The organism is Marinobacter sp. NFXS9, assembly GCF_040148665.1.
Taxonomy (GTDB): domain Bacteria; phylum Pseudomonadota; class Gammaproteobacteria; order Pseudomonadales; family Oleiphilaceae; genus Marinobacter_A; species Marinobacter_A mangrovi.
The window spans coordinates 57,618-84,178 of sequence record NZ_JAGDDW010000004.1 but is presented as its reverse complement, the minus strand read 5'-3'; the positions used below and the strand labels follow the sequence as shown (position 1 = coordinate 84,178).

Here is a 26,561-nt window from a genome sequence, read left to right as displayed (position 1 = left end):
ACATGAAAGAAATTCCCCTGATTTCCATCGCCGGCCTGCGCAGCGACGATATTGAAGAGCGCCGCAAGACGGCTGCCGAGCTGGGTCGCGCCTGCCGTGAGGTGGGCTTCTTCTACGCCGTGGATCACGGCATTTCCCAGTCGGTGATCGATACGGCCTTTGCCGCGTCCCAGCGTTTCTTTGCCCTGCCGGTGGACGACAAGCAGGCGCTGTCCATCAAGCGCTCGCCTCACAACCGCGGCTACGTGGCCATGGCGGACGAGAAGCTGAATCCGGAATCCGGCGCCGACATGAAGGAAGCGTTCAACCTGGGCGTGGAACTGCCGGAAGACCATCCGGAAGTGGTAGCGGGCAAGCCGTTTCGCGGCGTGAATTTCTGGCCGGAGTTGGACGGCTGGCGGGACAGCATGCTGGCGTATTTCGACGCCTGCCTGGATCTGGGGCGGGTGATCCATCGCGGTTTCAGCCTGGATCTGGACGTCCCCGAGGATTTCTTTGCCAAGCATCTTGCCGAGCCGGTCGTGACCATGCGCATCCTGCATTACCCGGCCAGTGCCGGGCAGTCCGATCGCAGGGACGGTGGCGCTGGCGCTCACACGGACTACGGCAATCTGACCCTGCTGGCCACCGACAAGGTGGCGGGGCTGGAAGTGCTGACCCGTCAGGGCGAATGGATCGACGCCCCTCACGTGGAAGGCGCGTTCGTCTGCAACATCGGCGACTGCCTGATGCGCTGGAGCAACGACACCTACGTGTCCACCCCGCATCGCGTACGCCCGCCGGAGCAGGAGCGCTATTCCATTGCTTACTTCCTGGAAGCCAATCCGGATTCGGTGGTGGACCCGCGGGACATCTACCCGGACGAGACACCCAAGTACGCGCCGGTGACGTTTGCGGATTATCTGAAGTCGCGGTTGGATGCCACTTATGAGCATCGGGTGGCGGATAGGACGTAGTGCTTGCTTTGAAGGGCGTTGTAAACCCCATCGTTTTCGCATTGGAACGATGGATGGAGGCGTCGTAAGCCGACCTTGGGTGCCTGAAACCAATGAATGCCACCGCTTCCGTCGCCCAAGAGGTCCGTCCATGGCCGCTTATGCGACGAGGACATCCTGTCCTCTGCTCCAGCGATGGCATCCATTGGTTTCGATCGGGCCCTCTGCAAGACCCCTATTGGCTATGATTCGTTCGCCCTGGAGCGATCACCGTAGGTTGGGCTGACGTAGGAAGCCCAACACAAGAGCTCCGCTCCCATGGCAGCAATCAGGCTGGTTCGGCTAGAGGATATCGATCTTTGAGGATGGGCAAGGAGATGAACGGAAGGCCAGGGATTGTTGGGCTTCCTGCGTCAGCCCAACCTACGCTATCGGGCTGCCTCATCCCAGAGGCAGCCCTTCTCACCTATTGGGCCGTCAGCTTCCGCGCCTGTTCCATATTCTCCAGCGTCATCAGGCACGCCCGCGCCACTTCCACGCCTTTCTCGGAGAAGTGCTTGTAGAAGTAGTCGTGGTGCGTCGCATGTTCGTGGAAATGGTGCGGCGTCAGCACGGCAGACAGGACCGGCACGCTCGTATCCAGCTGTACCCTCATCAGCCCGTCGATCACCGCCTGGGCGACGAACTCATGGCGGTAGATGCCGCCGTCCACCACGAAGCCGGCGCCAACGATCGCACCATACTGGCCGCTTTCGGCCAGCAGCTTGGCCTGCAACGGGATTTCAAAAGCCCCGGCCACGGTGATGACGTCCACCTGATCGGCGTCCAGACCATGCTGGCTGACTTCCGCCAGGAAGGCTTCGCGCGCCTGATCGATGATGTCGAGGTGCCAGTTGCCCTGGATAAAGGCGATACGCTGGTTGCGGCTGGCGTCGGAAAGGTTCAAGGAGGTTTGCTGATTCATAGTTGATCTCTCATGGGGAGCCTTTGATGAGCTCCAGTCACTAGAATCAGGGCATGCAGGCACAACCGACAGCGTTCGCAACGCTCTGCGGCCATGCCATCTGGAAACGCAGAAAATGGCATACGGCGGAAAACGCAGGAGGCTGTGCGCCCCGTGGTTCATCCGCGGTCTGGACTTTTCAATCGTTCCTTCTCTTCCATCCGGACTATCACCGTCGGCTTCGGATTTTAACCGAATCTGCTGACCCTCCGGGCAAAGCCCTGAGGCGCTCGCGGGCTGAGGCGCCATGCGCCATCACCGCCGGTGGGGACTTTCACCCCGCCCTGAGAACGAAGCCCGTGGCATTCCACGGGCGACGCCATTGTATGCGGTGTGGCGCTTCGCCACCAGTGCCGGATTGACCGTCAGGTGACGTGAGGCATGGCCAATCGGCTCAGCCGAGCAGTGACTCCGCCTCGGCCAGCACGTTATCCACGGTAAAGCCGAACGCCTTGAACAATTCTGGCGCCGGCGCGGACTCGCCGAAGGTGTTCATGCCGATCACGCGGCCGTCGAGCCCGACATACTTGTACCAGCCATCGGGATGTCCGGCCTCGATCGCCAGCCGCGCCTTCACGGCGGACGGCAGCACCTGTTCCCGGTAGTCGGCCGGCTGGGCATCGAAAGAGTCGCAACTGGGCATGGAGACCACACGCACGGCGCGCCCCTTCGCGGTGAGGCTGTCGGCAGCCCCCATGGCCAGGCTGACTTCCGAGCCTGTGGCGATCAGGATCAGCTCGGGCTCGCCGGCACAGTCTTTCAGCACGTAGCCGCCCCGCTGGATGTTGGCGATCTGCTCATCGGTTCGGGTCTGATGGGGCAGGCCCTGGCGGGAGAAGACCAGGGCGGTGGGCCCGTCTTCACGGTTCAGGGCAGCCTTCCAGGCCACCGCGGTTTCCACGGCATCCGCCGGACGCCAGGTGGACAGGTTGGGCGTGGCCCTCAGCGTGGCCAGCTGTTCGATGGGCTGGTGGGTCGGGCCGTCCTCGCCCAGGCCGATGGAGTCGTGGGTGAACACATGGATCACCCGCTGCTTCATCAGCGCCGCCATGCGCACCGCGTTGCGCATGTACTCGGAGAAGATCAGGAAGGTGGCGCCATAGGGCACGAAACCGCCGTGCAGGGCGATGCCGTTCATGATGGCCGCCATGCCGAATTCCCGCACACCGTAGTGCAGGTAGTTGCCCCCGGGCGCGTCCGTGCTGATCGCCTCGGCGCCGTCCCAGAAGGTGAGGTTGGACGGAGCCAGGTCGGCGCTGCCGCCCAGCAGTTCCGGCAGGTTTGGGCCCAGGGCGTTGAGGCAACCCAGGGAGGCCTTGCGGGAGGCGATGGATTCTGAACGCGCTTCGGCCTCACCCACGAGATCCAGCTTATCCAGCGCGGCCGGCAGTTCGCCCGCCATGCGCCGCTCGAAGTCTTTGGCGGCATCCGGGAAGGCTTCGGCGTAGCGGGCAAAGCGTCGATTCCACTCGGTTTCCAGCCGGGCGCCGGTGGCCCGGGCATCCCAGCCGTCGTAGATGGATTGCGGGATGTGAAAGGCAGCGTGCGGCCAGTCCAGTTGGACCCGGGCGGCGGCGACTTCCTCCTCGCCCAGTGCCGCGCCGTGGGCTTCTTCCTTGCCCTGCTTGTTGGGCGCGCCGAAGCCGATGACCGTTTTGCAGATCAGCAGGCTGGGGCGATCCGCTTCCGAGCGGGCCTGTTCGATGGCAGCGCGGACGGATTCCGGATCGTGCCCATCCACGGACTGGACGTGCCAATGGTAGGACTCGAAGCGCTTCGCGGTGTCGTCGGTAAACCAGCCTTCCACCTCGCCGTCGATGGAAATGCCGTTGTCGTCATAGAACACGATCAGCTTGCCCAGCCCCTGGGTGCCGGCGAGCGCGGCAGCTTCGTGGGAGATGCCTTCCATCAGGCAGCCGTCGCCGACCAGGCAATAGGTGTGGTGATCGACGATCCGGTGCCCGTCCCGGTTGAACTGGGCCGCCAGGGTGCGCTCGGCCAGCGCCATGCCCACCGCGTTGGCCAGGCCCTGGCCCAGCGGGCCGGTGGTGGTCTCAATGCCGGGCGTGTAGCCGTATTCCGGGTGCCCCGGCGTTTTCGAATGCAGTTGGCGGAACTGCTGGAGGTCGTCGAGGCTCACGTCATAACCGGACAGGTGCAGCAGCGCGTATTGCAGCATCGACCCGTGGCCGTTGGACATCACGAAGCGGTCGCGGTTGGGCCAGTCCGGGTTGCCGGGATTGTGGCTCAGGAAGTCGTTCCACAGGACTTCGGCGATGTCCGCCTGCCCCATGGGCGCGCCGGGGTGGCCGCTGGCAGCTTTCTGGACCGCGTCCATGGACAGGGCGCGGACGGCGTTGGCCAATTCGAAACGGGATGGCATGAGAATCCTCCTAGGAATGGATCAGCGTGCGGAAAGTCGATCGGCGATCAGCTGCTCCAGGCGCTCCTGATCGGCGGCGAAGCGGCGAATGCCTTCGGCCAGCTTGTCGTTGGCCATGGCGTCCTGGTTGTGGCCCCAGCGGAAGTCCGCTTCGGACAGGGGTGTCGCGGGCTGGCCGTTCCCGCCGGACGGGCGGACCTGTGGCTCGACCGGGCCCTCGGTAGCCGCCAGTGCCTCCAGCAGTGCCGGCGAGATGGTCAACCGCGGGCAGCCGGCCAACGCCAGCACCTGGCCGGTATTGCGGAAGCTGGCGCCCATCACCACCGTGTCGTAGCCACCGGCGTTGACCCGCTCGCAGACACCGCGCACGAAGCGCACGCCGGGATCGTTGTCCGGCGTGTAGTCCTCGCCGGTTTGCTGTTTGTACCAGTCGGTCACCCGGCCCACGAAGGGGGAAACCAGAAACACGCCGGCGTCGAAACAGGCCTGGGCCTGGGCGTCACTGAACAGCAGGGTCAGGTTGCACTGGATACCTTCCTTTTCCAGCACCTCGGCGGCGCGAATGCCTTCCCAGGTGGAAGCCAGCTTGATCAGCACGCGCTCGCGGTCGACGCCGCGCTGCTCGTATTGCTCGATCAGTTCAAACGCCTTGCGGATGCTGGCGTCGGTGTCGAAAGACAGGCGCGCGGCCACTTCGGTGGACACCCTGCCCGGCACCAGCTGGGCGATTTCGCAGCCCATGGCCACGGACAACACGTCGACGGCCTGGGACACCTGCTGCGAACGGTCGGTACCGGAGCCGGCGATGGCCTGCAGTTCCCGGTCGATCAGCGGTTGGTAGTCGGGCAGTTCGAAGGCTTTGAGAATCAGGGACGGGTTGGTGGTGGCGTCCTGCGGGGTGTAGCGCCGCATGACGGCCGGGTCGCCGGTGTCGGCCACAACCAGTGAATGGGCTTTGAGAGCGTCGAGTTGCGATGGCATGACTGGGCTCCTCTTGATCCGGGAACGGCAGAATGTGGATGCTGCGATCGTTGAATCCATGGAAACCGGGCCGGTGAGCATCAGGCTCGGTGCCGGTGGCGTTCAACCATCACAGTGTCCGCTGGGGGCGGTGTCGTGAACGTGACGGCCCGGCGGTTTGAAGCAGGGAAGGCTTGGCGGGGCGGCCTCAATAATGGGCGGCGCCCCGAAATCGACGGCCTCCTTAGGCCGCCTGTTGCTGCAGGCGAGACTCGGTGCTGTCCGCCAGTTGTTTCAGGAGCAGGCAGCAGGACACCGCGCCGGCATCCAGATGCCCGCGGGAGCGTTCACCCAGTCGGGCCGAGCGTCCGATGTTCGAGACCAGGTCCCGGGTCGATTCCTTGCCCTGTTCGGCACTCTGACGCAGACGCTCCAGCGCCACGGTGAAGTCGTCGCCGTTGGTCACAGCCTGCTGGTAGGCCTCGACCGCCGGCACCAGCGTATCCAGCAGACACTTGTCGCCCACCTGGGCATCGCTGATGTCCTGCAGCGAGCGCAACCCGCTCGCCAGCATTTCGCCGAAAACGGCCTCGTCTACGGTCTCCTTGTCCTTGACGGCGGTGGCCATGCCCAGGAACAGGCTGCCATAGAGCGGTCCCATGGACCCGCCGATGGAGCCCATCAGCACGCTGGCCAGTTTTCCCAGGCCCTTGGACAGTGACAGTGACTGGCCGTCGATGGCCTCGCCGCACTGGCGAAAGCCCTTGGCCATGTTGATGCCGTGGTCGCCGTCGCCGATGGCGCCGTCCACTTCGCTCAGATAGTTCTTGTTTTCCAGAATCACGGCCACGAGATCCTGCAGGATGTCATGGCCTTTTGAGGTATCCAGGTAGTACATGATCGGTCTCCCAGGTGGCCGCGGGCATCACTGGCTGAGGGCCAGGGACGTTGCCGGGGCATCGAGCAATGTTTTCAGTTCGTCGTCGAGTTTCATCAGGGTCAGGGTGGCGCCCATCATCTCCAGCGACGTGAAGTAGTTGCCGATGTAGGTGCGGTGAACGGTGATGCCCGCCTCTTCCAGGATGTCCGCCACCTCGGCGTAGAGCAGGTTCAGTTCCATCACCGGTGTGGCGCCCAGGCCGGAGACCAGCACGGCGACGTCGTCTCCCCGGTTGAACGGGCGGTCTTCGAGGATGGGCTTACACATCGTCGCGGCGATCTCTTTTGCCGAGGTGAGATCGGTGACCTCTATTCCCGGCTCACCGTGGTGGCCGATGCCCAGTTCCATCTTGCCCGGCTCGATGGAGAAATTCGGTTTGCCGTTGGCGGGAATGGTGCAGCTTGAGAGGCCTACGCCGATGCTGGAGCAGGCGTCGACCGCCTTCTGGGCCAGCCGGATCACTTCATTCAGGTTGTCGCCCCGGGCGGCCGCGGCGCCCCCGATCTTCCACATCATGATTTCGCCGGCTACGCCGCGCCGCTTGTCGCGCTGATCGGCGGGGGCCGAGGCCACGTCATCCCGCGCGACTACCGTCTGCACTTCAATGTCGTCCAGCTCCGCCATCTGCCGGGCCAGCTTCACGTTCATGTTGTCGCCGGCGTAGTTGCCGTAGAGGCAGGCCACGCCCCGACCGCGATCGGCGGCGGCGAACGCTTTGTGGAAGGCGTCGGCGGTGGGGGAGGAAAAGATTTCGCCGATGGCGACGGCGTCGCACAGCCCTTCCCCGACATAGCCGAGAAAGGCGGGTTCGTGCCCGGAGCCACCGCCGGTGACCACGCCCACTTTATCCGCGCTGACGTTGCCTGCGTATTTCAGGACCCGCGGATGATCCGTGGCCGCGTACAGGGTGGGGGAGGCGCGCAGATAACCGCGTACGGCGTCATCCACCACGTTATCGGGATCGTTGATGATGCGTTGCATGGGACCTACCTCATGGACGGGTTGTTGTTGTGAATCCAATGATCGACCGAGAGTCCATCTTAGAAGCCTCCCGGTCCGACGCCCAGCACGCGGGTTGAGGTGCGTACTCCAGAAGCCGCAATCGTCCACCCGAGTGATTTATGTTCTGTATGCGATCAAATGTTTAGGTATTTGCCCTTAGGCTGTCAAGCTGGATCTGCCTGCTCTGTGTCCGCCTTTTGTCTGATAAGCAACCAGATTTTACCTAAAAGTGTTGATAAAACAGCCTTCTGACTGATGGGTTGGGGGTGTCGGCCTGTTTGCTCGGAGTGATTTATGTTGTTCAGGCATTGCATTTTTGTGCTCTTTGGCTTTACAAATGTTCTTGCGTTGATAATTTGTATAAGTGGTCGGTCGGCGTTGGGTCGGCGGCCGGTTGAGTTGGAGGTCTGTCCATGTCTGATGCAAATCTGGCGGGAAAAGGGGGGCTACGCGTTGCGTTCGGCGGTGACGAAGCTGCATTCGAGCTCAAGGAGGTTCTGATGGAGCATGTTCGCGCGCAGGGTTTCGAGGTCGTGGATTTCGGCACCTACAATGCGGAACCGGTGCTTTATCCGGACGTTGCCGTTCGCGTGGCGCAGGCAATTCGCGCCGGCGAGGCGGACCGGGCGGTGCTGGTGTGCGGTACTGGTATCGGCGTCGCGATCTCGGCCAACAAGGTGCGCGGCATCCGGGCGGCCCAGGCGCACGATACCTATTCGGCGGCCAAGGCGCGTTCGAGTAACGATGCCCAGGTCGTCACGCTCGGGGCTCGCGTCGTCGGCCCGGAGCTGGCCAAGAATATCGTGACGGCCTTTCTGGAAACGGAATTCGGCGGTGGCGCCTCGGTCGACAAGGTGTCGCGTATCCAGGATTACGAGCGGGAGTTTTTTCGAGATTGAGGGACTGAGTGATGATTCCCGATACAACTGATCGGTAATCGTTCGCCTGTTCATTGTGCTATGGTGTGGCGGTCCAATATTACAGTCGTTGTGAGACCTTGCCATGGAAGAAAAGATTGAGAGCGCCGACATCAGCCTGATGACCGAGATCGCCACCCTGTATTACGTGGAGGGCGAAACTCAGGAGGTGATTTCCAAGCGTCTCAATGTGTCCCGGGTCAAGGTAGGGCGTCTGCTCAAGCGGGCCCATGCCGAAGGTGTGGTGGATGTGCGGGTGCGCCAGCATCCCTCGGCCAGCGCCGAGCTGGAGAAGGAGCTGCTGCGCCGCTTCAATATCAAGCGCGCGCTGATTGCTCTCGACCATGCCGATGAAGATACCCAGCGGGCCGGCGTCGCCAGCCTGGTGGCGGATCATCTGTCCCGCACCCTGCATGACGGCTCGATTGTCGCTGTGGGCATGGGGCGTAACGTGGGTGCCGTGGCTGAGAACACCTTTGACCAGGGTGAGCGCAAGTGTTCGTTCGTCTGTGCCATCGGCGGTTCCCTGCGGGCCGGCGAATACATGAACCCGGATCACATCTGTCGCCGGCTGGCGATAAAGTTCGGAGGTGACAGCGAAACCCTCTACGCGCCGGCCCTGGTTCAGAATCCCGAGCTGCGGGACGCCATGTACGAGAACCCGACCGTGCGCCAGACCATGGATCGGGCCCGACGTGCGGACATTGCCCTGATCGGGGTTGGGGATGTCAGCGAGAACAGCAACATGGTACGAATGGGCTGGTTCTCGCCGGAAGAAATTGCCGAAGCCCGGTTGTCCGGAACGGTGGGCGACATGATGGGGTACGACTTCATCGACCTGTACGGCAACCCGTCGGTGACGCCCATGCAGGGGCGGGTGATCGGTTTGAGTATCAGTGACCTGGCGCGCATTCCCGACGTGATTGCCGTTGCCAGTGAGAACACCAAGGCCGTCGGCATCCTGGGAGCCCTGCGTACAGGTGTCATCGATACGCTGGCGACCAGCGTGACCAACGCCCACACCATCCTGCGTCTGGACGAGGCGACCCCGGACAGCAAGAGTTAGTCCGGGACGCTGCTTTCCCATTTCCCTCCCGCTGTGCTGAACATATGAACGCACGTCGTTTATGCGTTCGCCTTAATTATTGGCTGATTTTTAACCTGTTTTCTGACCCTTTCGCGGCTTTTAAAATTAAATCTTTTAAAATCAGTAATATATTAAATTAGACTAAAGTCGTACTAATAATTTGCAGGCGCGTTGTTGACGTGAACGCTCAGAGCGTTCTTAATGCAAATGTACACAATAAGATCAAATGAAAAGGCTTTGTCAGCCAGAGGAGGCCCTCATGAACGAAACGCTCGCCCAAGCCGAATCTTCGGAAGTCACCATCCCCAAAACCATGCGCGCGATTGTGGCCTATGCCCCTGGCGACTATCGGCTTGAGGAAGTCGATGTGCCCGAGATCGGTGAGAAGGAAATCCTGGTCAAGGTGGAAGCCTGCGGCATTTGCGCCGGTGACCTGAAAGCCTATGAGGGCGCCCCCAGTTTCTGGGGCGATGAGGAACAGCCCGCCTACATCAAGGCGCCGATGATTCCGGGCCACGAATTCGTCGGTCGCGTGGTCAAGATGGGGCCGAGCGCCAAAGGCTTCGAGATCGGCGACCGCGTCATCTCCGAACAGATCGTGCCCTGCTGGGACTGCCGTTTCTGCAACCGGGGCCAGTACTGGATGTGCGAGAAGCACGATGTGTACGGCTTCCAGAACAACGTCAACGGCGGCATGGCCGAGTACATGAAGTTTCCCAAGGAAGCCATCAACCACAAGCTGCCGGAAAACGTGCCGATAGAGAACATCGTGCTGACCGAGCCGTTCTCCTGCTCCATGCACGCGGTCGAGCGGGCGCAGATCCAGCTGGGGGACATCGTGGTCCTGTCCGGCGCGGGCACGCTGGGCCTGGGCATGATCGGCCCGGCCAAGAAATCCGGCCCCGCCAAGCTGGTGGTGCTCGACCTGCACGGCGAACGCCTGGAGCTGGCCAAGAAGTTCGGCGCGGACGTAGTGCTCAACCCGCGCGAGGAAGACGTGGTCCAGATCGTCAAGGACATGACAGACGGCTACGGCTGCGACATCTACATCGAAGCCACCGGCGCCCCGAAATCCGTGGAGCAGGGGCTGGCGATGCTGCGCAAGCTGGGCCGCTTCGTGGAATTCAGCGTGTTCAAGGACCCGGTCACCGTGGACTGGAGCATCATCAGCGATCGCAAGGAGCTGGATGTGCTCGGTGCGCACCTGGGCCCCTACTGCTACCCGCACGTCATTGAAGGCATCGAGAGCGGTGACTTCCCGACCGACGGCGTGGTGACCCACAAGCTGCCGCTGGAAGACTTCCATAAAGGCATCGACCTGATGAAGAACGACACCAGCGCGCTCAAGATCATGCTGGTTCCGGACCTGTAAGGCCGGACACCGACAACGCAAACGACAACTGTGACCAACAATAACAGCCAGAGGTCGATCTGCCATGAATGCACCGGCCAGCATTGCCGCCGTTAGCCGTCCCCTGAAGCGGCCCCGCGTTGCCGCGGCGATCATCGCTGCGGTGATCCTCCTGATCCTGATGGGCCTGGACACCAAGGTGGTGGTCATGGGCTCCGCCGAGGACGTCCAGGACGACGTGTTCTCGCCGCAGCAGTATGGCGAGGCGCACTTCCCGGACATCCGCACCTACGTCGAGGATAGGGCCGTCGCCGCGGACGTTCTGGCGGCCGCCATTACCCGGGACAAGGGCGCTGCCGGCAAGGAATACGGCACCCCGGCCGGTATCGGCCCGATCATGCCGGTCACCTTCACCGGCGTGGCCGGCGAGGAAAAAGCCGGCATCTATTCGGTGAACGTCCTCGGTCTGCCCGATGGCGTTGCCGTGCGTGTCCAGACCGGCCCGGCCATCAATGGCACGGATCTGCGTGACGCCACCGGCGAGATCGCGTTCGGCCAGTTCACCAACCAGATCGAGTACCAGAACGCCGGTGCCGGCATCAACAACGCCATGAAGGCGGCGGTGCTGGCGGACATCGATACCGACAACCTCACCGGCAAGACGATCCGGGTCACCGGCGTGTTCAAGCTGATCAACCCGAAGAACTGGCTGGTGACGCCGGTAAGGCTGAGTGTGCAATGAGTGCCGAACCCGTAATGCCGTTGCCCGATACCGCCGACGGTGTGGTCCTGTCCGCCCGGCATGTGGCCAAGTCCTTTGGCAGCGTCCGGGCGCTGAAAACCGTCAACTTCGATGTGCATCGCGGCCAGGTGACCACCCTGTTCGGAGAGAATGGCGCCGGAAAATCCACGCTGATGAAGATCCTGTCCGGAGTGATCCAGCCCACCTCCGGCGAGATCCTGCTGGAAGGCGAGCCGGTCCGCTTTGCCTCGACCACCGAAGCCCAGCGTCACGGTATTTCCATCATTCACCAGGAGCTGAGCCTCGCGCCCAACCTGAGCGTGCGCGACAACATCTTCATGGGTCGCGAACTGGTCCGCCGCGGCAGCATCGACTACGCCGAGGAAGAGCGCCAGACCCGGCTGTTAATGGAAGAGCTGGATGAACCCATCGATCCGCGCACCCCGGTGGAAGACCTGCGCCTGGGGCAGCAGCAGATCGTCGAGATCGCCCGCGCCCTGTCCGTGAACTCGCGCATCCTGATCATGGACGAGCCCACCTCGGCGCTCAGTGCCTCGGAAGTGGAGGTGCTGTTCCGGGTGATCCGCGATCTCAAGAGCCGGGGCGTGTCCATCGTCTACATCTCCCACCACCTGGAAGAAGCGCTGCAGATTACCGATCACGCGGTGGTCCTGCGGGACGGCACCATGACCGCCTACGCCCGGCGCGAGGACATCGACCTGGAGTGGATCGTCCGCAACATGGTGGGCGACAACTTCAACCTGGGCGAGCCGCCCACCGGCCATGCCTTTGGCGAGGTGGCCCTGTCCCTGGACCGGATTTCCGTGGCGGACACCGCCGTGCCCGAGCGCCATGTGGTGGACCAGCTGTCCCTCGACGTGCGCGCCGGCGAGATCGTCTGCATCTACGGCCTGATGGGCGCCGGGCGCACCGAGCTGTTCGAGAGCGTCGCCGGCCGCGTGCCCATGGTGGGCGGTCAGGTGCTGCTGGAAGGGCAGGACGTGTCGGGGCTGAGCATCGCCGAGCGCATCGAGCGCGGCCTGGTGCTGGTGCCCGAAGATCGCCAGCGGGACGGTCTGGTCCAGACCATGTCAGTGGGCGAGAACCTGTCGCTGGCCAGCATCGGCGCCTTCACCCGGGGCGGGCTGACGTCGTCGCAGCTGGAGCAGTCGGTGGTCGACGAGTCCATCCGCAACGTGCACATCAAGACCGACGGCGCTCAGGCCGGCATCGGCTCCCTGTCCGGGGGCAACCAGCAGAAGGTGGTGATCGGCAAGATGCTGGCGACCCACCCCCGCGTGGTGCTGCTGGACGAGCCCAGCCGCGGTATCGATATCGGCGCCAAGGCCGAGGTGTTCCGTCTGCTCAGCGAAGGCGCCGAGCAGGGCCTGGCCGTTGTCTATTCAACGTCGGAGGTCGGGGAATGCCTCAGCATCGCCCACCGCATCATCGTCATGAGCCGCGGCCGCATTGCCGCGGAATTCGGGGCCGACGCCACCAAGGCCGAGATCATGGCCGCCTCCGGTGAGGCCGTGGTGGCGTGAGCCCGCCCGGTGCGCGGTGCAACGACACAGCCGTGAGCGTTCTGAAAAACACAGCCTTGAGCGGTTCTTAGATAACAAAAGCGGAGTCCAGAACCATGTCCGAAACCAGCCAAGCCGCCAGCCGCCCGGGAGGTCTGTTCTCCGGGGGGCAATTCGACCTGGGGCGCATGCTCCTGGAAGGTCGGGCGTTCTTCGCCCTGATCGCCATCATCCTGATTTTCTCGGCCCTGTCGCCGGTGTATTTCTCGACCAACAACTTCCTGACCATGTCGTCCCACGTGGCGATCTTCGGGTTGCTGTCGATCGGCATGTTGCTGGTGATCCTGACTGGCGGCATCGACCTGTCGGTGGGCTCCACCCTGGGCCTGGCCGGTGTCGTCGCCGGCTACCTGATGCAGGGTGTGCATCTGGATGCTTTCGGCGTGGTGCTCTACCCGCCGGTGTGGGTCGTGGTGATCCTGACCTGCGCGCTGGGTGCGTTTGTCGGCGCCATCAACGGGGTACTGATTGCCTATTTCAAGGTGCCGGCCTTCGTTGCCACCCTCGGTCTGCTCTACGTGGCCCGCGGTGCAGCCCTGCTGATGACCAACGGCCTGACCTTCAACAATCTGGGCGGCTCGCCGGAGCTGGGCAACACCGGCTTCGACTGGCTCGGCTTCAACCGACTGCTGGGCGTGCCCATCGGCGTGCTGGTGCTGGCGGCGGTCGCCATCCTGGTGATCCTGATGCTCAACCGCACGCCGTTCGGACGCTGGGTCTATTCCACCGGTGGCAACGCGCGCGCCGCCGAACTGTCCGGGGTGCCGGTCAAGCGCGTACAGGTGTCGGTCTACGTGCTGTCCGGTATTTGCGCGGCGATCGCCGGGCTGGTGTTGTCTTCACAACTGACGTCTGCCGGGCCGACCGCCGGGACGACTTATGAGCTCACCGCCATCGCTGGCGTCGTCATCGGCGGTGCGGCCCTGGCGGGCGGCCGGGGCAACGTGCGTGGCACGCTGTTGGGCGCCTTCGTGATCGGCTTTCTGTCCGACGGTCTGGTCATCATCGGCGTCTCGTCCTACTGGCAGACCGTGTTTACCGGCGCCGTCATCGTCCTCGCTGTGCTGCTCAACAGCATCCAGTACAAAGGGCGTAAGAAACAGCCGCCCGCGGCGAAGGAAGGGGCTTCATCGTCCCCCGCTTCCGAGAGTTCTGCACCGTCTTCGCAAACTACATCGTCTTCGCAAGAGAGTGCCCGGGAACAGGCAGTCGGGCACTGAGCGGAATCCGTCGCCGGTCCGCCGGCAGAACAATCATAAGAGAAAGGTGATCCCATTATGTTGATTACAGCAAAGCGCCTGCTGATCGCCGCCGCGTTTGCGACGTCCGCACTGTTCGCGTCCGTCGCATCGGCCCAGGATCAGGGACTCATTTCCATCATCGTCAACGACACGTCCAACCCCTACTGGTTCACCGAGGGCAAGGTCGCCAAGGCCACCGCCGAAGATCTGGGTTACACGGCCAACGTCAGCTCCCACAAGGGCGACACCAACACCGAAAGCAACCAGATCGACACCGCCATCACCAACCAGGCCAAGGCCATCATCCTGGATCCGGCCAATGCCAATGGCTCGGTTGGCGCCGTGCGCAAGGCGGTGGATGCGGGCATCCCGGTGTTTATCGTCAACGCCGAGATCAACAAGCAGGGTCTGGCCAAGGCCCAGCTCGTGTCCAACAACGCCCAGGGTGCTGCCCTCGGTGCCCAGCAGTGGGTGCAGAGCGTGGGTGACGAGGCCAAATACGTGGAGCTGAAAGGGGCGCCGTCCGACAACAACGCGGCCACCCGTTCCAACGGCTACAAGACGGTCCTGAGTCAGTATCCGAGCCTGGAAAAAGTGGGCGGCGACGTCGCCAACTGGGACCGTACCCAGGGCTACAACAAGATGCAGAGTATGCTGCAGGCCCATCCGAACATCGACGGTGTGATCAGCGGCAACGACGAAATGGCCCTCGGCGCCATCGCGGCCCTGAAGGAAGCCGGCAAGCTGGACGACGTGGTCGTGGGTGGCTTCGACGGCTCACCGGATGCGGTGGATGCGGTCAAGGCAGGCGAGCTGGCCTACACCGTCCTGCAGCCGGTCGCCATCTTCTCCGCCGAAGCGGTGCATCAGGCGGACCATTTCATCAAGACCGGCAAGACCGGCGTGGACCATGAGAAGCAGCTGTTCGACTGTGCCCTGGTCACGCCGGACAATGTGGATGACTACACCTCCGCCTTCGTGCTGAAGCAGTAAAACGCTGCGCATTGACGACAAAAAGCCCGGACGTCTATGACGCCCGGGTTTGTTTAATCCCGCCGGAAAACTCAGCGGCCGGAATGGTTCTCCCAGACCAGGACAGCCGCCGCCAGATCCTCCAGTGACACCCCCACTGACTTGAACAGCGTCATGGCATCATCCCGGGTGCGACCGGGATGCGCGCCCTTGGCGAGTTCAGACAGCTCCGCCTGAATGGCACCCATATCGAAGCGCCCTTCGTTGACCGCATGGTGCAGGTCGCCCGCCTCGCCTTTGGCGCCGGCGTAGGAATCCACGAACACCTCGGCTTTCTCGACGCAGGCGCTGTCGGTCTCCCGCATGTCGGGGCGGAACGCGCCCACCAGATCCACATGAGTACCGGGGCGTAGCCACTCGCCGTGAATGATCGGCTGGGTGGACAGGGTGGCGGCGCTAACGATATCCGCTTCCGCCACGGCCGAGGCCAGATTCTCGGTGGCCGTCACCGACTCAAACGGCATCTGCCCGCCGCTGTAACCGGCGTACTCTGCGGCGAGCGCGCGGGCCTTCTCCGGGTTGCGCCCATAGACCACTACCTTGTGGATTGGCCGGATGGCGGCGTGGGCTTCAATCAGCATGGGTGCCAGTCTGCCGGTGCCGATGATCACCAGGGTACCCGCATCCTGCCTGGCCAGATAGCGCGCGGCCAGTGCCGAGGCCGCTGCGGTGCGGCGGCGGGTCAGCTCGCTGCCGTCGATGCAGGCCAAAGGCTGGCCGGTAGCGCCGTCGCTCAGCAGGTAGACGCCGCTGATAGCGGGCAGGCCCTTGTCGGCGTTCTGGGGAAAGACGTTCACCATCTTCACCCCGAGATAGCCCGGTGACTGGTCGGCATCCTCCCAGGCGGGCATAAGCAGCATGGTGGCCTCGCCGTCCGCACGATGGACCCCGTGGTGATGGCGCGGCGGTGTCTCGATGCCGCCGGTGAAGGCCCGGTCGAGCCGATCGACCAGTTCTGTCCAGGGCAGGGCCCGGGCGACGTCGTCTTTGGTGAGTATGTCCATGAGGCGGGCTCCGCCGGAAAAGTGAGTGAAACCAACAGCAAAGATAGTCGCCCGTCCGGCCGACGTCAGGTTAATGTCAACTGTACCGGTCACAGTTTCCTTTTCAGGGGCAACTGTTCCGCTTTCTATTCCTTCGCCTGTATCTGCCGAAAAATTGCTCAATTTCCGATCATGAACCCGTCGGCACACACACGCCCTTGAGGACCGTGGGTGTGGCCTGGAATCACGTTCAACCCGAGGGGGCAATGATCATGGCAACTCAAATTGCACACACGCTCAAACTCTGGCAGCGCCGGGCGGCGTCTCGGCGTGCCATGCGTCAACACATGCTCTGGAGCGACATCTCGGTGATCGAGCGGGATCTGGGCATGGCGCCGGGCAGCCTCAACCGGGAAGCGCACAAGCCGTTCTGGATGGAATGAGGCGCTCAGCCCATCAGGCCCTTGCCCACCAGCAGGCAGCCGGACACGAGCAGTAACCCCCGGCAGATGCGGATGAAGGTGGCGCCGTCGAAGCGCTTCTGGATCACGTAGCCGAGCTGGATGCCGATCAGCGCGGCGGGCAGCAGGCACAAAGATACCCAGAGCAGCCGTTCTTCCCAGAAACCGTTGAGCTGGTAGGGGACGACCTTGGTCAGGTTCATCATGCCGAACAGGACCGCGGCCGTCCCCAGCCACGGCATCTTGTCGAGCTGGCGTCCCAGGAAGTAGACGCTGATCGGCGGGCCGCCGGCGTGGATTAGCGTGCTGGTCAGGCCCGAGATCGCACCCCAGAACCAGCCAGCGCTCTGGAACCGCCGCAACCAGCCGGCCAGGTTCTGCCAACTGGCGAAGAGGATGGAAACCGCCCCGGTGATCAATTCCAGCCGGTCGGTGGATAACTCGCCCATCACCACGCCGCCGATTGCGATGCCCACGATCACCGCCGGCGCCAGCCGGATCAGGTCGGCCTTTGACGCATGCCGCCAGTACAGGTGTATGGCGCGCACATCCATGAACAGCAGCACCGGCAACATAATCACGGTGGCCGCGGGCAAAGGAATGGCGAGGGCCATCAGTGGCACGGCCAACACGCCGGCACCGCCGGCAAAGCCGGATTTGGAAATCCCGGTCAGAATGACGCCGACGATGGCGAGCAGCCAGAAAAGCGGGGTGTCGAAAGGAGGAGCCATGCCGGAGTCCATTGGGCCACGAATGCGAGCCCGTTATCCTGCGACAGCGGCCAATGCTTGTCCAATTTCAGTGATTTAGGGCGCTTCTGATCAACTCCCGAGACCCAGCACCTCGTCGCTGGGCGCCGGGCGGGCGAAGAAATAGCCCTGACCCAGATCGCATTTCATGGCGGCGAGGATCCGGGCCTGCTCACCCGTCTCGATACCCTCGGCGGTGACCCGCAGATCGTGGGCCTTGGCAATGGCAATCACCGCCCGCACCAGCGTGGCGCCCCGCTCGCTTTCCAGGTCATCGATGAAGATCTTGTCGATCTTGAGTTCGTCCACCATCAGATTCTGCAGGTAGCTCAGGGAGGAGTAGCCGGTTCCGAAGTCGTCAATACTGACCTCAATGCCCATCTGACGCAGATCGTCCATGATGGCGGTGGTGGTCCGGCGCATTTCCATGACGATGCCCTCGGTGATTTCCAGCTGCAGCGAGCGGGCCGGAATCTGGTACGCCTGGAGCAAGTCCCGGATAAACTCGGGCAGCGCCGTGTCGGAAAAGTGCTTGGCCGTGATGTTGACGGCAATCACCGGCTCCGGCTTGCCCTGACGAATGGATTCGGCAATCAGCTCCGCCACCCGGGTCAGCACGTAGCGGTCCAGTTTCTGTCCCAGCGCCGAGCGCTCGGCAATCGGGATGAACAGGGCCGGTGAGATCGCTCCCTGCCGCGGGTGCGTCCAGCGTACCAGCGCTTCGTAACTGTGGATCTGGCCAGTGCCCAGATCGAACTTGGGCTGTAGATGCACATCGATGGCGCGGGTGTCGATGGCTTCCTTGAGGCCCTGTTCGATGTCCAACTGGCGGCGCAGGTCTTCGTGGTACTCGGGGTTGAAGTAGCTGTAGGCCACGCCGTGTTCCCGGGCATCCTTCGCCGCCGACGAGGCCATCAGCAACAGAGTATCCAGGGCCCGGGTATCGTGTGGATAGAGGGCGATGCCGCAGGTGGTGTCCAGCCGAATCTGCTCACCATGGATGGTGTAGGCCGCTTCCAGGGTCAGGACCAGCTGGTTGGCGAGTGATTGGGCCTCATCCTGGTCGATCACCGGCGCCATCACCACGAAATCGTCGCTGGTCACGCGGCCACACAGGTTGGCCCGGTCCAGTCCCAACCGGAGACGACGGGCCGCCTCGGCCATGATCAGGTCGCCGGACTCGAACCCGTACTGCTGGGTGATGCGTTCAAACTGGCTGCAGTCAATGTGCAGCAACGCGTAGCGCCGCCCCGGCTGAATCCAGGCGGCGAGGGCGTCGCTGTAGGCCTGCTTGTTCAGGAAGCCGGTGACCGGATCGTGACTCTGCAGGTACAGGGCCTGCTCGACGGCGGCCTCCTGCTGGGAAATATCGATGCCAAAGCCCTGGAGTTCCGGGGGCTCGCTGTCGCCGGATTCCACACGTTTGAACGACCAATCGACCAGGGCGCCGCTGTCCCGTGCCTTCATGGTGACCTTGATGTTGACCTCACCCAGGTCGTCACTGGAGCGGAACATTTGCGCGAGCAGATACGGCAACTGGTGCTCCGCGTCGTCGGCAATCGACGTCAGCGGAATACCCATCAACGCGTCGTGCTGGACACCCACCACCTGGGAAAAGGAGGCGTTGGCGAAGGTGATGCGCAGCTTGCTGTCCAGCCGGCAGATCAACTGCTTCTGGCTCTCGACGATGTCCCGATAGCGTTCTTCCGCCTCGCCCAGCTGGCGCAAGACCGCGTTGTAGCTGGTCAGGTCGTGGCAGATGCCGATGAAATTGCGGTGACCTTCGTGGACGGCTTCGCCCACGGACAGATGCAGCGGGAACGTCGAGCCGTCCTTGTGCCGTCCCTCGACTTCGCGGCCGATGCCGATGATTCGGGCCGGGCAACCGTGCAGGTAATTCTGGAGGTAGCCGTCGTGGTGCCGGGCCACATACTCGGGCATCAGACACTTCACGTTCTGGCCGATCACTTCGTCCCGACGGTAGCCGAACAGGCGCTCCGCCGCGCTGTTGAAGCTGGTAATAATGCCCGCTTCGTCAATGGTAATGATACCGTCGACGGCGGCTTCAAGCAGGGTGGAATAGAGGTCTCCGAGTTCAGACAGTCTCATGGCGCCATCATGCCTCTCACAGGATCCACAATCGGGATCATGTCATTCCCTGGCGCCGCACAGGTCACCCATGAGTTGGATGATCTGGCGCCGCGCACCACATCGCATCCAGCAATGGCCGATCAGCTCTCGATCAGTTAAATGCCTTCATCAATTTTACGAGCCGAACCAGAGCGTTGAATGGCTCTATGAACGGACTCGGAGGTTCACCTTCCTATTTTAGACCCTCCCGCAACATTACGCAGGGACAGGCACGATAATCGGCCCAATTGACCGGTTGTATGACTCACTGCGCAACGCGGTCGGCCTTATCGGCGGACTCCGGGCTCGGCTGCCAGGGATCCAGCAAGCCAATCTGACCGATACCGGGTAGCTTGATGCCCAGGGCCAGCGGGTCGATCCCGAAAGACAGCCCCAGCAAGTTGATTTCCAGGCCCTCATGCACGCTGGCCAGCAACCCGGCGTAGCCAAACGCCGAGACCTGGAAACCGGAATCCGACGGCGTTTGGGCGACAAACGGTGCTTCCAGGTAGTCCTTGCCGATGGCGATGTTGGGCAGGGCGACGTCCAGACCTGGCACGTTTCGAATCACCCAGGCCGTGAACGTGTTGCTGTTGGGCCCGGGCCAGGCGTCGTATTCGTAGCGGTAGGGGTAGCTGGCGACGGCTTTCTTGATGGCTGGAATCAGCTCGCCGGCCTGTGGGCCACGGATGTCGGCCAACAGGGTCGGCTCGTTACCGTACCAGGCCCGGTCGGGCAGGCCCGGGCCGGAGCGCACCTTGTCCTGGCGCCAGCCGGTGACCTCGTGCACCTCGTAGGTGTCGGCGTGGGCGGCCTTGGTGGCAATCCAGGTATGCACCGCAAAGTAGCCGCGCCAGCTGAACGCCCGCGCTGCATAAACCTGCACGATGGCTTCGGGCGCCTGTTCCGGGGCGGGTGCTTGCCCACTGCTGGAGCGGTCCGCCGTGTGCCAGTCCTGCGAGGCATTCAGGCCACTGCAGGCGGCCATGAATAACGGGCCAGCGAGCAGGGCCGTCAGCATGACGATGAGGCGGAGGCTCCAGCGGGCACTGTGTTTTACGGTCTGATGCATGGGGTGATCCGTTGGCACATGGAAGACTCAGATCAAGCGAGAACAGTTCCAATTTACGCGCCCATGGCACAGTTCGACCAGTCCAGCATCGCCTGTCGCTCAGTGCCCGCTGACCACCGGCAGCCAGAATGCCAGGGCGAGCAAGGTCACCAATAGCACCGGCGGCGTGATGATCAGCCCCACCTTCATGTATTGCCCCCAGCTGATGCGGTGGCCGGTGCGGGCCAGAACGTGCAGCCACAGCAGGGTGGCGAGACTACCGATCGGCGTGAATTTCGGGCCCAGATCGTTGCCGATCACGTTGGCGTAGACCATCAGTTCCCGGATCAACGGTGTTACGTGGGCCTGCTCGATGGCCAGAGCGCCGACCAGTGTCGACGGCAGGTTGTTCATGACCGACGCCAACGCCGCCGTCAGGAATCCGGTGCCCACGGTGGCGATCACAGGGCCCTGTTCTCCCAGCCAGGTGATGGCCTGCGCGGCTTGGTGTGTCAGCCCGGCATTGCCCAGGCCGTAGACCACCAGATACATTCCCACCGAGAACAGTACGATCTGCCAGGGTGCGTGACGCAGCACCCGCTTCAGTGAAATCACCCGCCCCCGCTTGGCCACATACCAGCGCCCGGCGATGGCCATCAGGGCCAGTGCCGCCAGGCCCGTGACCAGTGCAATAGGCACGCCCAACGGAGCGGTCACGAAGTAGGCGAGCATCAGCAGGACGAGCAAAGGAAATGCCGCGTGGAACACCTGCCGGTCGCGGATGGCCGAAGCCGGCTCGGCAAGGGTGAAGGTGTCGTAGCGAGCCGGGATGCGCCGTCCAAAATAGAGCCAGAGCACGGCCAGCGTGGCTGCCAGCGACGCCAGGTTCACCGGCACCATCACCAGCGCATAGCGCTCGAACGACACGTCAAAGTAGTTGGCGGTCACGATATTGACCAGATTGGAAATGATCAGGGGCAGGCTCGTCGTATCGGCCACGAAACCGGTGGCGATGATAAACGCCAGGGCGGCAGACGCACTGAATTCCAGTCGCAGCAGGATGCCCATCACGATCGGCGTCAGCAGGAGGGCCGCGCCGTCGTTGGCAAAGAACGCGGCGATAAATGCGCCTAGCAGGATAATCAGCGGGAACAGCACGTGCCCGCGACCACCGCCCCAGCGGGCCACATGCAGCGCGGCCCAGGAGAAAAAGCCGGCTTCGTCCAGGATCAGCGAGATGATGATCAGCGCCACAAAGGTGAAAGTGGCGTCCCACACAATGTCCCAGACCACCGCCACATCGGGCCAGTGGACCACACCGGTCGCCAGGGCCACGGCTGCACCGCCCAGGGCACTCCAGCCGATCCCCAGGCCGCGGGGCTGCCAGATCACCAGAACCAGCGTCGCGATAAAGATCAACAAAGCCAACATCGTATTGAATCCTTAGAGCGAGCGCTGGTTGACGCGTTGGGACACCTGTTCGGCGCTTTCCACCCGCTCCGAGTATCGGTCGGTCAGATAGGCGCCGTGGCCTCGGGTCAGCCAGGTGAACTTCACCAGCTCCTCGCATACGTCGACCACCCGACCGTAATAGGGCGACGGTTTCATGCGCCCGTCGTCATCGAACTCGGCGAAGGCCTTGGGCACGGATGACTGGTTGGGGATGGTCAACATCCGCATCCACCGACCCAGCACCCGCAACTGGTTGACCGCGTTGAAACTCTGGCTGCCGCCACAGACCTGCATCACCGCGAGGGTTTTGCCCTGGGTGGGGCGGACACCGCCGAGAGCCAGCGGAATCCAGTCGATCTGGGCTTTCATCACCGCCGTCATGGCGCCGTGACGTTCCGGGCTCACCCAGACCATACCTTCGGACCAGCTGGCCAGCTCCCGCAGTTCAGCGACTTTGGGGTGCTCGGCGTCGGCGCCATCCGGAAGTGGCAGGCCCTGCGGGTTGAAGGTGCGCACTTCGCAGCCGAACCAGCGCAGCAGACGCGCCGCTTCCTCCGCCAACAGGCGCGAGTAGGAGCGTTCCCGCAGGGAGCCGTAGAGGATGAGGATGCGCGGTGCATGGCGTGGCGCGTCCGGGCCGGCCAGACTGGCGTCGTCGATGGGATGCAGCTGCTCCGGATCGATATTGGGCAGGTCCGCCAGACTCATGACGCGCTCCCGTCAAACTGAACCACGTCGCCGTCTTCCTTGGTGAACATCGACACCGGGTTGTCGAGCAGGGGGAGCACGGCTTCGGAGGGCCGGCACAGCTTCGTGCCCTTGTCGGTCACGACAATCGGGCGGTTGATCAGGATGGGGTGAGCCATCATGGCGTCGACCAACTGTTCGTCGCTCAGCGCCGGGTCGTCGAGCTCCAGCTCGTCGTAGGGGGTGCCTTTTCGCCGCAGTAATTCCCGAGGCGGCATCGCCATCGCCTGCAGCAGCTCAAGCAGCTTTTCGCGGGTCGGCGGGGTTTTCAGGTACTCGATCACCTGCGGCTCCTCGCCGGAAGCGCGGATCATGGCCAGGGTATTGCGGGACGTGCCGCAGTCCGGGTTGTGGTAGAGCGTGACGGTCATGATGATTCTCCAGTGGCAGACGGTGCGCAGCACGGTTGCAGGCTGTCGAGCAGGGGCTGACAGATGTCAGGGCGCCCGCCGCAACAGTCCTGCACCAGGAACTGCACCGTTTCGCGGATAGCCTCCAGGTCGGCCCGGTAGATGATCGACCGGCTCTGGCGCTCCGAACGCACCAGCCCCGCCCGCGCCAGTACGGCCAGATGGGACGACATGGTGTTGTGGGGCACCGCGAGTAACCGGGCAATCTCGCCGGCCGGCAAGCCTTCCGGTTCATGGGCGACCAGCAGGCGGAAGGCCTCCTGTCGGGTGGCCTGGGCCAGGGCGGCGAAGACGTCAATGGCGTTGTTTGTGTCCATATGTCGAAGTTTATCGACATATTATCGACGGCACAATCCACTGTCGGTGATTTGCGCGTTGGATGCTGATAGATTGGCTGTTTGGTGCAGCAGCCCGGTGCCGGGTTGTCCAGGGAATGGAGAGGCTAATGATCAGGAACGCCACGGTTGGGGATGCAGGACGCATCGCCGACATCTACAACCATTACATCGAACAGACGGTCATCACGTTCGAGGAAGAGCCGGTAACGGCTGACACCATGGCCGCCCGTATCCGGGCCTGCCAGGACCGCGGTCTGCCCTGGCTGGTTCTGGAAGAGGCAGAGCAGGTCGCCGGTTTCGCCTACGCCGGTGAATGGATCGCTCGGCCGGCGTATCGCTATGCCGTGGAAGTGACCGTTTACCTGGATCACGCTCAGGTCCGCCGGGGTCAGGGGTCGCGGCTCTACGAGGCCCTGTTTGCCGAGCTGCGCGAACGGGGCATCCACACCGTCATTGGCCTGATCGCACTGCCCAACGACGCCAGCATTGCCCTGCACGAAAAGATGGGCATGGACAAGGTCGCCCACCTGCGCGAAGTCGGCTTCAAGTTTGGCCGCTGGCTGGACGTGGGCTACTGGCAGGGCACACTGCAAGCGCCGTAACGAATCAACGACGAGGAACCAGGAAAAAGCATGTCCGCACTCAACATTCGCACCGCCACGCCGGCCGACGTCCCACAGATCCTCCGCTTCGTTCGTGAACTGGCGATCTACGAGAAAGCCGAGCATGAGGTGGTGGCGACAGAAACGACCGTCGAGTCCTCCATCTTCGGTCCGGACTCCACCGTCCACGCCCTGATCTGCGAACGGGGCGGCGAGGCGATTGGTTTCGCCGTGTACTTCTACAACTACTCCACCTGGCTGGCGAAGAACGGCCTGTTCCTGGAAGACCTCTACGTCACCCCGGTGGCCCGGGGCAGCGGCGCCGGCAAGGCCCTGCTCAAACACCTGGCGCAGGTGGCCGTGGCGAAGGACTGCGGCCGTTTTGAATGGAACGTGCTGGACTGGAACGAGCCGGCCATCCGCTTCTACGAATCCCTCGGCGCCAAGCCGCAAAGCGAATGGATCGGCTATCGGCTGACCGGACAGGCTCTGCTGGATCTGGCCGAAAACTCAAGTGACGCTTAAGCCGTCGCTTGTTGCCTGTCTGCCGATCGTCGCAATTGGGGCATGAGTTTTTCCATCAAGCACGACCAATCGATAGGAAGCCGCTTTTCCAGCGCGTCGAGCGTGGGGTCGTTCGACGGCGGAATCGTGACCGGCTGTTTCCCCGCATAGATCACATAGTTGTTGCTCTTGGTGCGATACAGGAATACCTCGGCAAAAAGCCTGCCCAGATGCCGGATCAGCGTACCGTCCCGGGCTGGCGCAAGGTGGAAGTTCAGGGCCAGCCAGCCCTGGTCGCTGAGCGCTTGATGGCACTGGTCCACGAAGCGGCGGTGGGCCTGGGCCGGGCTCATGCGATCGGCGTTGTAGAGGTCGGCCAGGATCAGATCGGTACTGCCCGGCGGTATCTTCTGCAGGGCCGGGCGGGCGTCGGAGATGGTGATCTGCACTCGCTCGTCGTCCGGCATAGAGAAGAACTCGTGGGCCACTTCGGCCACGGCACGGCGCAGTTCCACACCATGAATATGACAGTCCGGCAGCATGTGGTGCAGGGCACTGATCATCACGCCGCCGCCCACGCCCAGTACGGTCGCGTGGGCAGGCTCATGGAAGGCCAGTGGCAGCAACATGGCGCGGTTGTATTCGTGCACCGGCAGCCAGGGCTTCTTGCGGGCGATCTTGCTCTGTTCAAAGACCGAGTCGAACGTCAGCACCCGGTGCTTGCGGTAATCCAGCACGCGGACCGCGCCGAGGGCGTCGAAGGTCTCATGGGTCACGCTGCCGTTCAGGCTGAACTTCATGTCCGGACTCTTTATAACGATGGCCAGCCCTCATCCTACCGGTCTCAGTCGGGCGCGCCCAGATAGTTGTCGACGATCGTCTGCCAGCCGGGGGATTCCGTCACTTCCAGGATCTTCTCCGACACCGGGCCGCGCAGAGGGCTGCCCTCCGGTAATGCCAACGCATAGAGCTGCTGCTGGAACACGCCGGGCAGGACCGTCAGCGGCCGGCCCTCCTGCTGGTTGCGATACTGCAGCAGGGCCCGGTCGTACACGATGGCGTCGGTTTCACCCTTCACCGTGGATTGCAGGGCGGCGGTCAGATTGGGATACAGCTCATGGCGGATACGGTGGTCCTGCAGGTATTCCTCGCTGGCGGTATTGGCGATGGTGGCGATGTTGTTGCCCGGAAGATCCTTGGGTCCCTGGATCTGGTTCTGCAGGTTGCTGACCGTCAGCGACGAGGTGATTGCCGCCGTGAAACTGGCCACCATGATTAACCCCGCAAACATCCAGACCAGGGCAATCAGCCGGCCCGCCAGCGACACCGGCGCCTTGTCGCCGTAGCCCACGGTGGTCATGGTCACCGCCGCCCACCAGAAGCTGGAACCGATGCCCTGACTGGCGCTGCCGCCGAACTGTTCCGGGTTGCGCTTGCGTTCCACCAGCCAGAGCGCAAAGCCCACCGCCAGCAGCAGGCCGGCCAGCCCGATGATTACACTCAGGAAATTCCAGCTGACCAGCGCCTTGAAGGTGCTGAACAGACTGGGTTGGGGCACGGGTGGAATCGCGATGGACAGGCCGGTTTGAAAGAAGGGATGACTGAAGTCGAAGCGGGTTTCCCGGTCTGCGGTCATGGTCAGGGCGCCGACAGCTACATCGATGTCGCCGCTTTCCACCGCCGGCAGCAACTGCTTGAAGGGCATCGGCTCAAATTCGTAGTCCCGGCCCAGGTCTTCGGCAATCTGCCGCCAGAGATCGATGCTGATACCCTGCCATTCGCCGTTGTCGGTCTTGATGACAAAGGGCGGGACTTCCGTGATGCCGATTTTAAGTGGGGTGTCCTGAGCGTGCGTGTGGATGCTGAAAAGCAGCAGGGCGGCCAGTACGGCCAGGGATTTCCAAATGCTCATGCGCGACTCGCTTGTTGTTGGCTTATAGTCCGTTAGGGTATCGCTC

26 protein-coding genes and 1 riboswitch are annotated in these 26,561 nt (G+C 63.0%); of the genes, 11 read left to right on the top strand and 15 right to left on the bottom strand.

The window, feature by feature from the left end; genetic code table 11:
- The first annotated feature begins 2 nt into the window (after positions 1 to 2).
- On the top strand, positions 3 to 956 hold the full coding sequence (locus tag J3364_RS08300; RefSeq protein WP_349557905.1) for an isopenicillin N synthase family dioxygenase: 954 nt from the start codon (positions 3 to 5) through the stop codon (positions 954 to 956).
- Between the two features lie 445 nt (positions 957 to 1,401).
- On the opposite strand, the gene J3364_RS08295 is transcribed toward J3364_RS08300, so the two are convergent.
- The 5 genes from J3364_RS08295 to J3364_RS08275 all read right to left on the bottom strand — a co-directional run bounded on the left by J3364_RS08295 (position 1,402) and on the right by J3364_RS08275 (position 7,202).
- The gene (locus J3364_RS08295) at positions 1,402 to 1,899 is read right to left on the bottom strand and encodes a 6,7-dimethyl-8-ribityllumazine synthase (protein ID WP_349557904.1); all 498 of its coding nucleotides are present in this window, start codon (positions 1,897 to 1,899) and stop codon (positions 1,402 to 1,404) included.
- A 184-nt stretch (positions 1,900 to 2,083) separates the two neighbouring features.
- Positions 2,084 to 2,234: riboswitch (FMN riboswitch) on the bottom strand.
- A gap of 98 nt (positions 2,235 to 2,332) precedes the next feature.
- Positions 2,333 to 4,321: a transketolase gene (tkt, locus tag J3364_RS08290; RefSeq protein ID WP_349557903.1), complete on the bottom strand. Its 1,989-nt coding sequence runs from the start codon at positions 4,319 to 4,321 to the stop codon at positions 2,333 to 2,335.
- 21 nt (positions 4,322 to 4,342) lie between these two features.
- A complete protein-coding gene (tal, locus tag J3364_RS08285) occupies positions 4,343 to 5,302 on the bottom strand; it encodes a transaldolase (protein WP_349557902.1) in 960 nt (319 codons plus the stop codon).
- A gap of 223 nt (positions 5,303 to 5,525) precedes the next feature.
- Positions 5,526 to 6,179 carry a dihydroxyacetone kinase subunit DhaL gene (gene dhaL / locus J3364_RS08280; RefSeq protein ID WP_349557901.1) on the bottom strand — a complete coding sequence of 218 codons (654 nt, stop codon included), beginning with the start codon at positions 6,177 to 6,179 and terminating at the stop codon, positions 5,526 to 5,528.
- Between the two features lie 27 nt (positions 6,180 to 6,206).
- Positions 6,207 to 7,202, bottom strand: coding sequence for a dihydroxyacetone kinase subunit DhaK (locus J3364_RS08275; protein ID WP_349557900.1), 996 nt, complete (start codon positions 7,200 to 7,202; stop codon positions 6,207 to 6,209).
- A gap of 434 nt (positions 7,203 to 7,636) precedes the next feature.
- Here J3364_RS08275 and rpiB point away from each other — a divergent pair, with 434 nt between their 5' ends.
- The 7 genes from rpiB to J3364_RS08240 all read left to right on the top strand — a co-directional run bounded on the left by rpiB (position 7,637) and on the right by J3364_RS08240 (position 15,137).
- Positions 7,637 to 8,122, top strand: a complete 486-nt coding sequence (gene rpiB / locus J3364_RS08270) for a ribose 5-phosphate isomerase B (RefSeq protein WP_349557899.1) — start codon at positions 7,637 to 7,639, stop codon at positions 8,120 to 8,122.
- A 103-nt stretch (positions 8,123 to 8,225) separates the two neighbouring features.
- Entirely contained in the window at positions 8,226 to 9,206 is a 981-nt protein-coding gene (locus J3364_RS08265) for a sugar-binding transcriptional regulator (protein WP_349557898.1), read from the top strand.
- 280 nt (positions 9,207 to 9,486) lie between these two features.
- On the top strand, positions 9,487 to 10,599 hold the full coding sequence (locus tag J3364_RS08260) for an MDR/zinc-dependent alcohol dehydrogenase-like family protein (protein WP_349557897.1): 1,113 nt from the start codon (positions 9,487 to 9,489) through the stop codon (positions 10,597 to 10,599).
- Positions 10,600 to 10,663: 64 nt separating this feature from the next.
- Positions 10,664 to 11,320 (top strand): DUF2291 family protein, encoded by a 657-nt coding sequence (locus J3364_RS08255; RefSeq protein ID WP_349557896.1) that lies wholly within the window; start codon positions 10,664 to 10,666, stop codon positions 11,318 to 11,320.
- Complete coding sequence (locus J3364_RS08250) at positions 11,317 to 12,864, top strand: sugar ABC transporter ATP-binding protein (RefSeq protein ID WP_349557895.1); 1,548 nt, start codon at positions 11,317 to 11,319, stop codon at positions 12,862 to 12,864. The genes J3364_RS08255 and J3364_RS08250 overlap by 4 nt, the downstream gene beginning before the upstream one ends.
- A gap of 95 nt (positions 12,865 to 12,959) precedes the next feature.
- Positions 12,960 to 14,123, top strand: a complete 1,164-nt coding sequence (locus J3364_RS08245) for an ABC transporter permease (RefSeq protein ID WP_349557894.1) — start codon at positions 12,960 to 12,962, stop codon at positions 14,121 to 14,123.
- Between the two features lie 57 nt (positions 14,124 to 14,180).
- Positions 14,181 to 15,137 carry a D-ribose ABC transporter substrate-binding protein gene (locus J3364_RS08240; RefSeq protein ID WP_203143308.1) on the top strand — a complete coding sequence of 319 codons (957 nt, stop codon included), beginning with the start codon at positions 14,181 to 14,183 and terminating at the stop codon, positions 15,135 to 15,137.
- Positions 15,138 to 15,208: 71 nt separating this feature from the next.
- Here J3364_RS08240 and lhpI read toward each other — a convergent pair whose 3' ends face one another.
- Entirely contained in the window at positions 15,209 to 16,180 is a 972-nt protein-coding gene (gene lhpI / locus J3364_RS08235) for a bifunctional Delta(1)-pyrroline-2-carboxylate/Delta(1)-piperideine-2-carboxylate reductase (RefSeq protein ID WP_349557893.1), read from the bottom strand.
- Between the two features lie 251 nt (positions 16,181 to 16,431).
- Here lhpI and J3364_RS08230 point away from each other — a divergent pair, with 251 nt between their 5' ends.
- On the top strand, positions 16,432 to 16,602 hold the full coding sequence (locus J3364_RS08230; RefSeq protein WP_203143310.1) for a hypothetical protein: 171 nt from the start codon (positions 16,432 to 16,434) through the stop codon (positions 16,600 to 16,602).
- Between the two features lie 5 nt (positions 16,603 to 16,607).
- Here J3364_RS08230 and J3364_RS08225 read toward each other — a convergent pair whose 3' ends face one another.
- The 7 genes from J3364_RS08225 to J3364_RS08195 form a co-directional block, all read right to left on the bottom strand.
- A complete protein-coding gene (locus J3364_RS08225; protein WP_349557892.1) occupies positions 16,608 to 17,351 on the bottom strand; it encodes a sulfite exporter TauE/SafE family protein in 744 nt (247 codons plus the stop codon).
- A 90-nt stretch (positions 17,352 to 17,441) separates the two neighbouring features.
- Positions 17,442 to 19,478, bottom strand: a complete 2,037-nt coding sequence (locus tag J3364_RS08220; protein ID WP_349557890.1) for a putative bifunctional diguanylate cyclase/phosphodiesterase — start codon at positions 19,476 to 19,478, stop codon at positions 17,442 to 17,444.
- A gap of 286 nt (positions 19,479 to 19,764) precedes the next feature.
- On the bottom strand, positions 19,765 to 20,571 hold the full coding sequence (locus tag J3364_RS08215) for a DUF3750 domain-containing protein (protein WP_349557889.1): 807 nt from the start codon (positions 20,569 to 20,571) through the stop codon (positions 19,765 to 19,767).
- Positions 20,572 to 20,670: 99 nt separating this feature from the next.
- Complete coding sequence (locus tag J3364_RS08210; RefSeq protein ID WP_349557888.1) at positions 20,671 to 21,981, bottom strand: arsenic transporter; 1,311 nt, start codon at positions 21,979 to 21,981, stop codon at positions 20,671 to 20,673.
- A gap of 12 nt (positions 21,982 to 21,993) precedes the next feature.
- Positions 21,994 to 22,710, bottom strand: coding sequence for an arsenical resistance protein ArsH (gene arsH / locus J3364_RS08205; protein WP_349557886.1), 717 nt, complete (start codon positions 22,708 to 22,710; stop codon positions 21,994 to 21,996).
- Positions 22,707 to 23,123 carry an arsenate reductase (glutaredoxin) gene (gene arsC, locus J3364_RS08200; RefSeq protein ID WP_349558095.1) on the bottom strand — a complete coding sequence of 139 codons (417 nt, stop codon included), beginning with the start codon at positions 23,121 to 23,123 and terminating at the stop codon, positions 22,707 to 22,709. The genes arsH and arsC overlap by 4 nt, the downstream gene beginning before the upstream one ends.
- Complete coding sequence (locus J3364_RS08195; RefSeq protein WP_349557885.1) at positions 23,117 to 23,476, bottom strand: ArsR/SmtB family transcription factor; 360 nt, start codon at positions 23,474 to 23,476, stop codon at positions 23,117 to 23,119. The genes arsC and J3364_RS08195 overlap by 7 nt, the downstream gene beginning before the upstream one ends.
- A gap of 128 nt (positions 23,477 to 23,604) precedes the next feature.
- On the opposite strand from J3364_RS08195, the gene J3364_RS08190 reads away from it, so the two are divergent.
- Positions 23,605 to 24,099: an arsinothricin resistance N-acetyltransferase ArsN1 family B gene (locus J3364_RS08190; protein ID WP_349557884.1), complete on the top strand. Its 495-nt coding sequence runs from the start codon at positions 23,605 to 23,607 to the stop codon at positions 24,097 to 24,099.
- A gap of 30 nt (positions 24,100 to 24,129) precedes the next feature.
- Positions 24,130 to 24,624: a GNAT family N-acetyltransferase gene (locus J3364_RS08185; RefSeq protein WP_349557883.1), complete on the top strand. Its 495-nt coding sequence runs from the start codon at positions 24,130 to 24,132 to the stop codon at positions 24,622 to 24,624.
- On the opposite strand, the gene J3364_RS08180 is transcribed toward J3364_RS08185, so the two are convergent.
- Together J3364_RS08180 and J3364_RS08175 are read right to left on the bottom strand one after the other, a co-directional pair.
- Positions 24,621 to 25,403, bottom strand: coding sequence for a spermidine synthase (locus tag J3364_RS08180; protein ID WP_349557882.1), 783 nt, complete (start codon positions 25,401 to 25,403; stop codon positions 24,621 to 24,623). The genes J3364_RS08185 and J3364_RS08180 overlap by 4 nt on opposite strands.
- Positions 25,404 to 25,447: 44 nt before the next feature.
- On the bottom strand, positions 25,448 to 26,515 hold the full coding sequence (locus J3364_RS08175; protein WP_349557881.1) for a transporter substrate-binding domain-containing protein: 1,068 nt from the start codon (positions 26,513 to 26,515) through the stop codon (positions 25,448 to 25,450).
- Positions 26,516 to 26,561 lie beyond the last annotated feature (46 nt).

Excerpts from the sequence above, each read along its gene's own strand:
- J3364_RS08180 (WP_349557882.1), bottom strand. The coding sequence starts at position 25,403 with ATGAAGTTCAGCCTGAACGGCAGCGTGACCCATGAGACCTTCGACGCC.
- arsH (WP_349557886.1), bottom strand. The coding sequence starts at position 22,710 with ATGAGTCTGGCGGACCTGCCCAATATCGATCCGGAGCAGCTGCATCCC.
- J3364_RS08215 (WP_349557889.1), bottom strand. The coding sequence starts at position 20,571 with ATGCATCAGACCGTAAAACACAGTGCCCGCTGGAGCCTCCGCCTCATC.
- tkt (WP_349557903.1), bottom strand. The coding sequence starts at position 4,321 with ATGCCATCCCGTTTCGAATTGGCCAACGCCGTCCGCGCCCTGTCCATG.
- J3364_RS08245 (WP_349557894.1), top strand. The coding sequence starts at position 12,960 with ATGTCCGAAACCAGCCAAGCCGCCAGCCGCCCGGGAGGTCTGTTCTCC.
- J3364_RS08275 (WP_349557900.1), bottom strand. The coding sequence starts at position 7,202 with ATGCAACGCATCATCAACGATCCCGATAACGTGGTGGATGACGCCGTA.
- J3364_RS08175 (WP_349557881.1), bottom strand. The coding sequence starts at position 26,515 with ATGAGCATTTGGAAATCCCTGGCCGTACTGGCCGCCCTGCTGCTTTTC.
- J3364_RS08255 (WP_349557896.1), top strand. The coding sequence starts at position 10,664 with ATGAATGCACCGGCCAGCATTGCCGCCGTTAGCCGTCCCCTGAAGCGG.
- J3364_RS08240 (WP_203143308.1), top strand. The coding sequence starts at position 14,181 with ATGTTGATTACAGCAAAGCGCCTGCTGATCGCCGCCGCGTTTGCGACG.
- J3364_RS08220 (WP_349557890.1), bottom strand. The coding sequence starts at position 19,478 with ATGAGACTGTCTGAACTCGGAGACCTCTATTCCACCCTGCTTGAAGCC.
- lhpI (WP_349557893.1), bottom strand. The coding sequence starts at position 16,180 with ATGGACATACTCACCAAAGACGACGTCGCCCGGGCCCTGCCCTGGACA.
- J3364_RS08225 (WP_349557892.1), bottom strand. The coding sequence starts at position 17,351 with ATGGCTCCTCCTTTCGACACCCCGCTTTTCTGGCTGCTCGCCATCGTC.
- J3364_RS08185 (WP_349557883.1), top strand. The coding sequence starts at position 24,130 with ATGTCCGCACTCAACATTCGCACCGCCACGCCGGCCGACGTCCCACAG.
- J3364_RS08295 (WP_349557904.1), bottom strand. The coding sequence starts at position 1,899 with ATGAATCAGCAAACCTCCTTGAACCTTTCCGACGCCAGCCGCAACCAG.
- J3364_RS08300 (WP_349557905.1), top strand. The coding sequence starts at position 3 with ATGAAAGAAATTCCCCTGATTTCCATCGCCGGCCTGCGCAGCGACGAT.
- J3364_RS08265 (WP_349557898.1), top strand. The coding sequence starts at position 8,226 with ATGGAAGAAAAGATTGAGAGCGCCGACATCAGCCTGATGACCGAGATC.
- dhaL (WP_349557901.1), bottom strand. The coding sequence starts at position 6,179 with ATGTACTACCTGGATACCTCAAAAGGCCATGACATCCTGCAGGATCTC.
- J3364_RS08190 (WP_349557884.1), top strand. The coding sequence starts at position 23,605 with ATGATCAGGAACGCCACGGTTGGGGATGCAGGACGCATCGCCGACATC.
- tal (WP_349557902.1), bottom strand. The coding sequence starts at position 5,302 with ATGCCATCGCAACTCGACGCTCTCAAAGCCCATTCACTGGTTGTGGCC.
- J3364_RS08195 (WP_349557885.1), bottom strand. The coding sequence starts at position 23,476 with ATGGACACAAACAACGCCATTGACGTCTTCGCCGCCCTGGCCCAGGCC.
- J3364_RS08230 (WP_203143310.1), top strand. The coding sequence starts at position 16,432 with ATGGCAACTCAAATTGCACACACGCTCAAACTCTGGCAGCGCCGGGCG.
- rpiB (WP_349557899.1), top strand. The coding sequence starts at position 7,637 with ATGTCTGATGCAAATCTGGCGGGAAAAGGGGGGCTACGCGTTGCGTTC.
- J3364_RS08250 (WP_349557895.1), top strand. The coding sequence starts at position 11,317 with ATGAGTGCCGAACCCGTAATGCCGTTGCCCGATACCGCCGACGGTGTG.
- J3364_RS08210 (WP_349557888.1), bottom strand. The coding sequence starts at position 21,981 with ATGTTGGCTTTGTTGATCTTTATCGCGACGCTGGTTCTGGTGATCTGG.
- J3364_RS08260 (WP_349557897.1), top strand. The coding sequence starts at position 9,487 with ATGAACGAAACGCTCGCCCAAGCCGAATCTTCGGAAGTCACCATCCCC.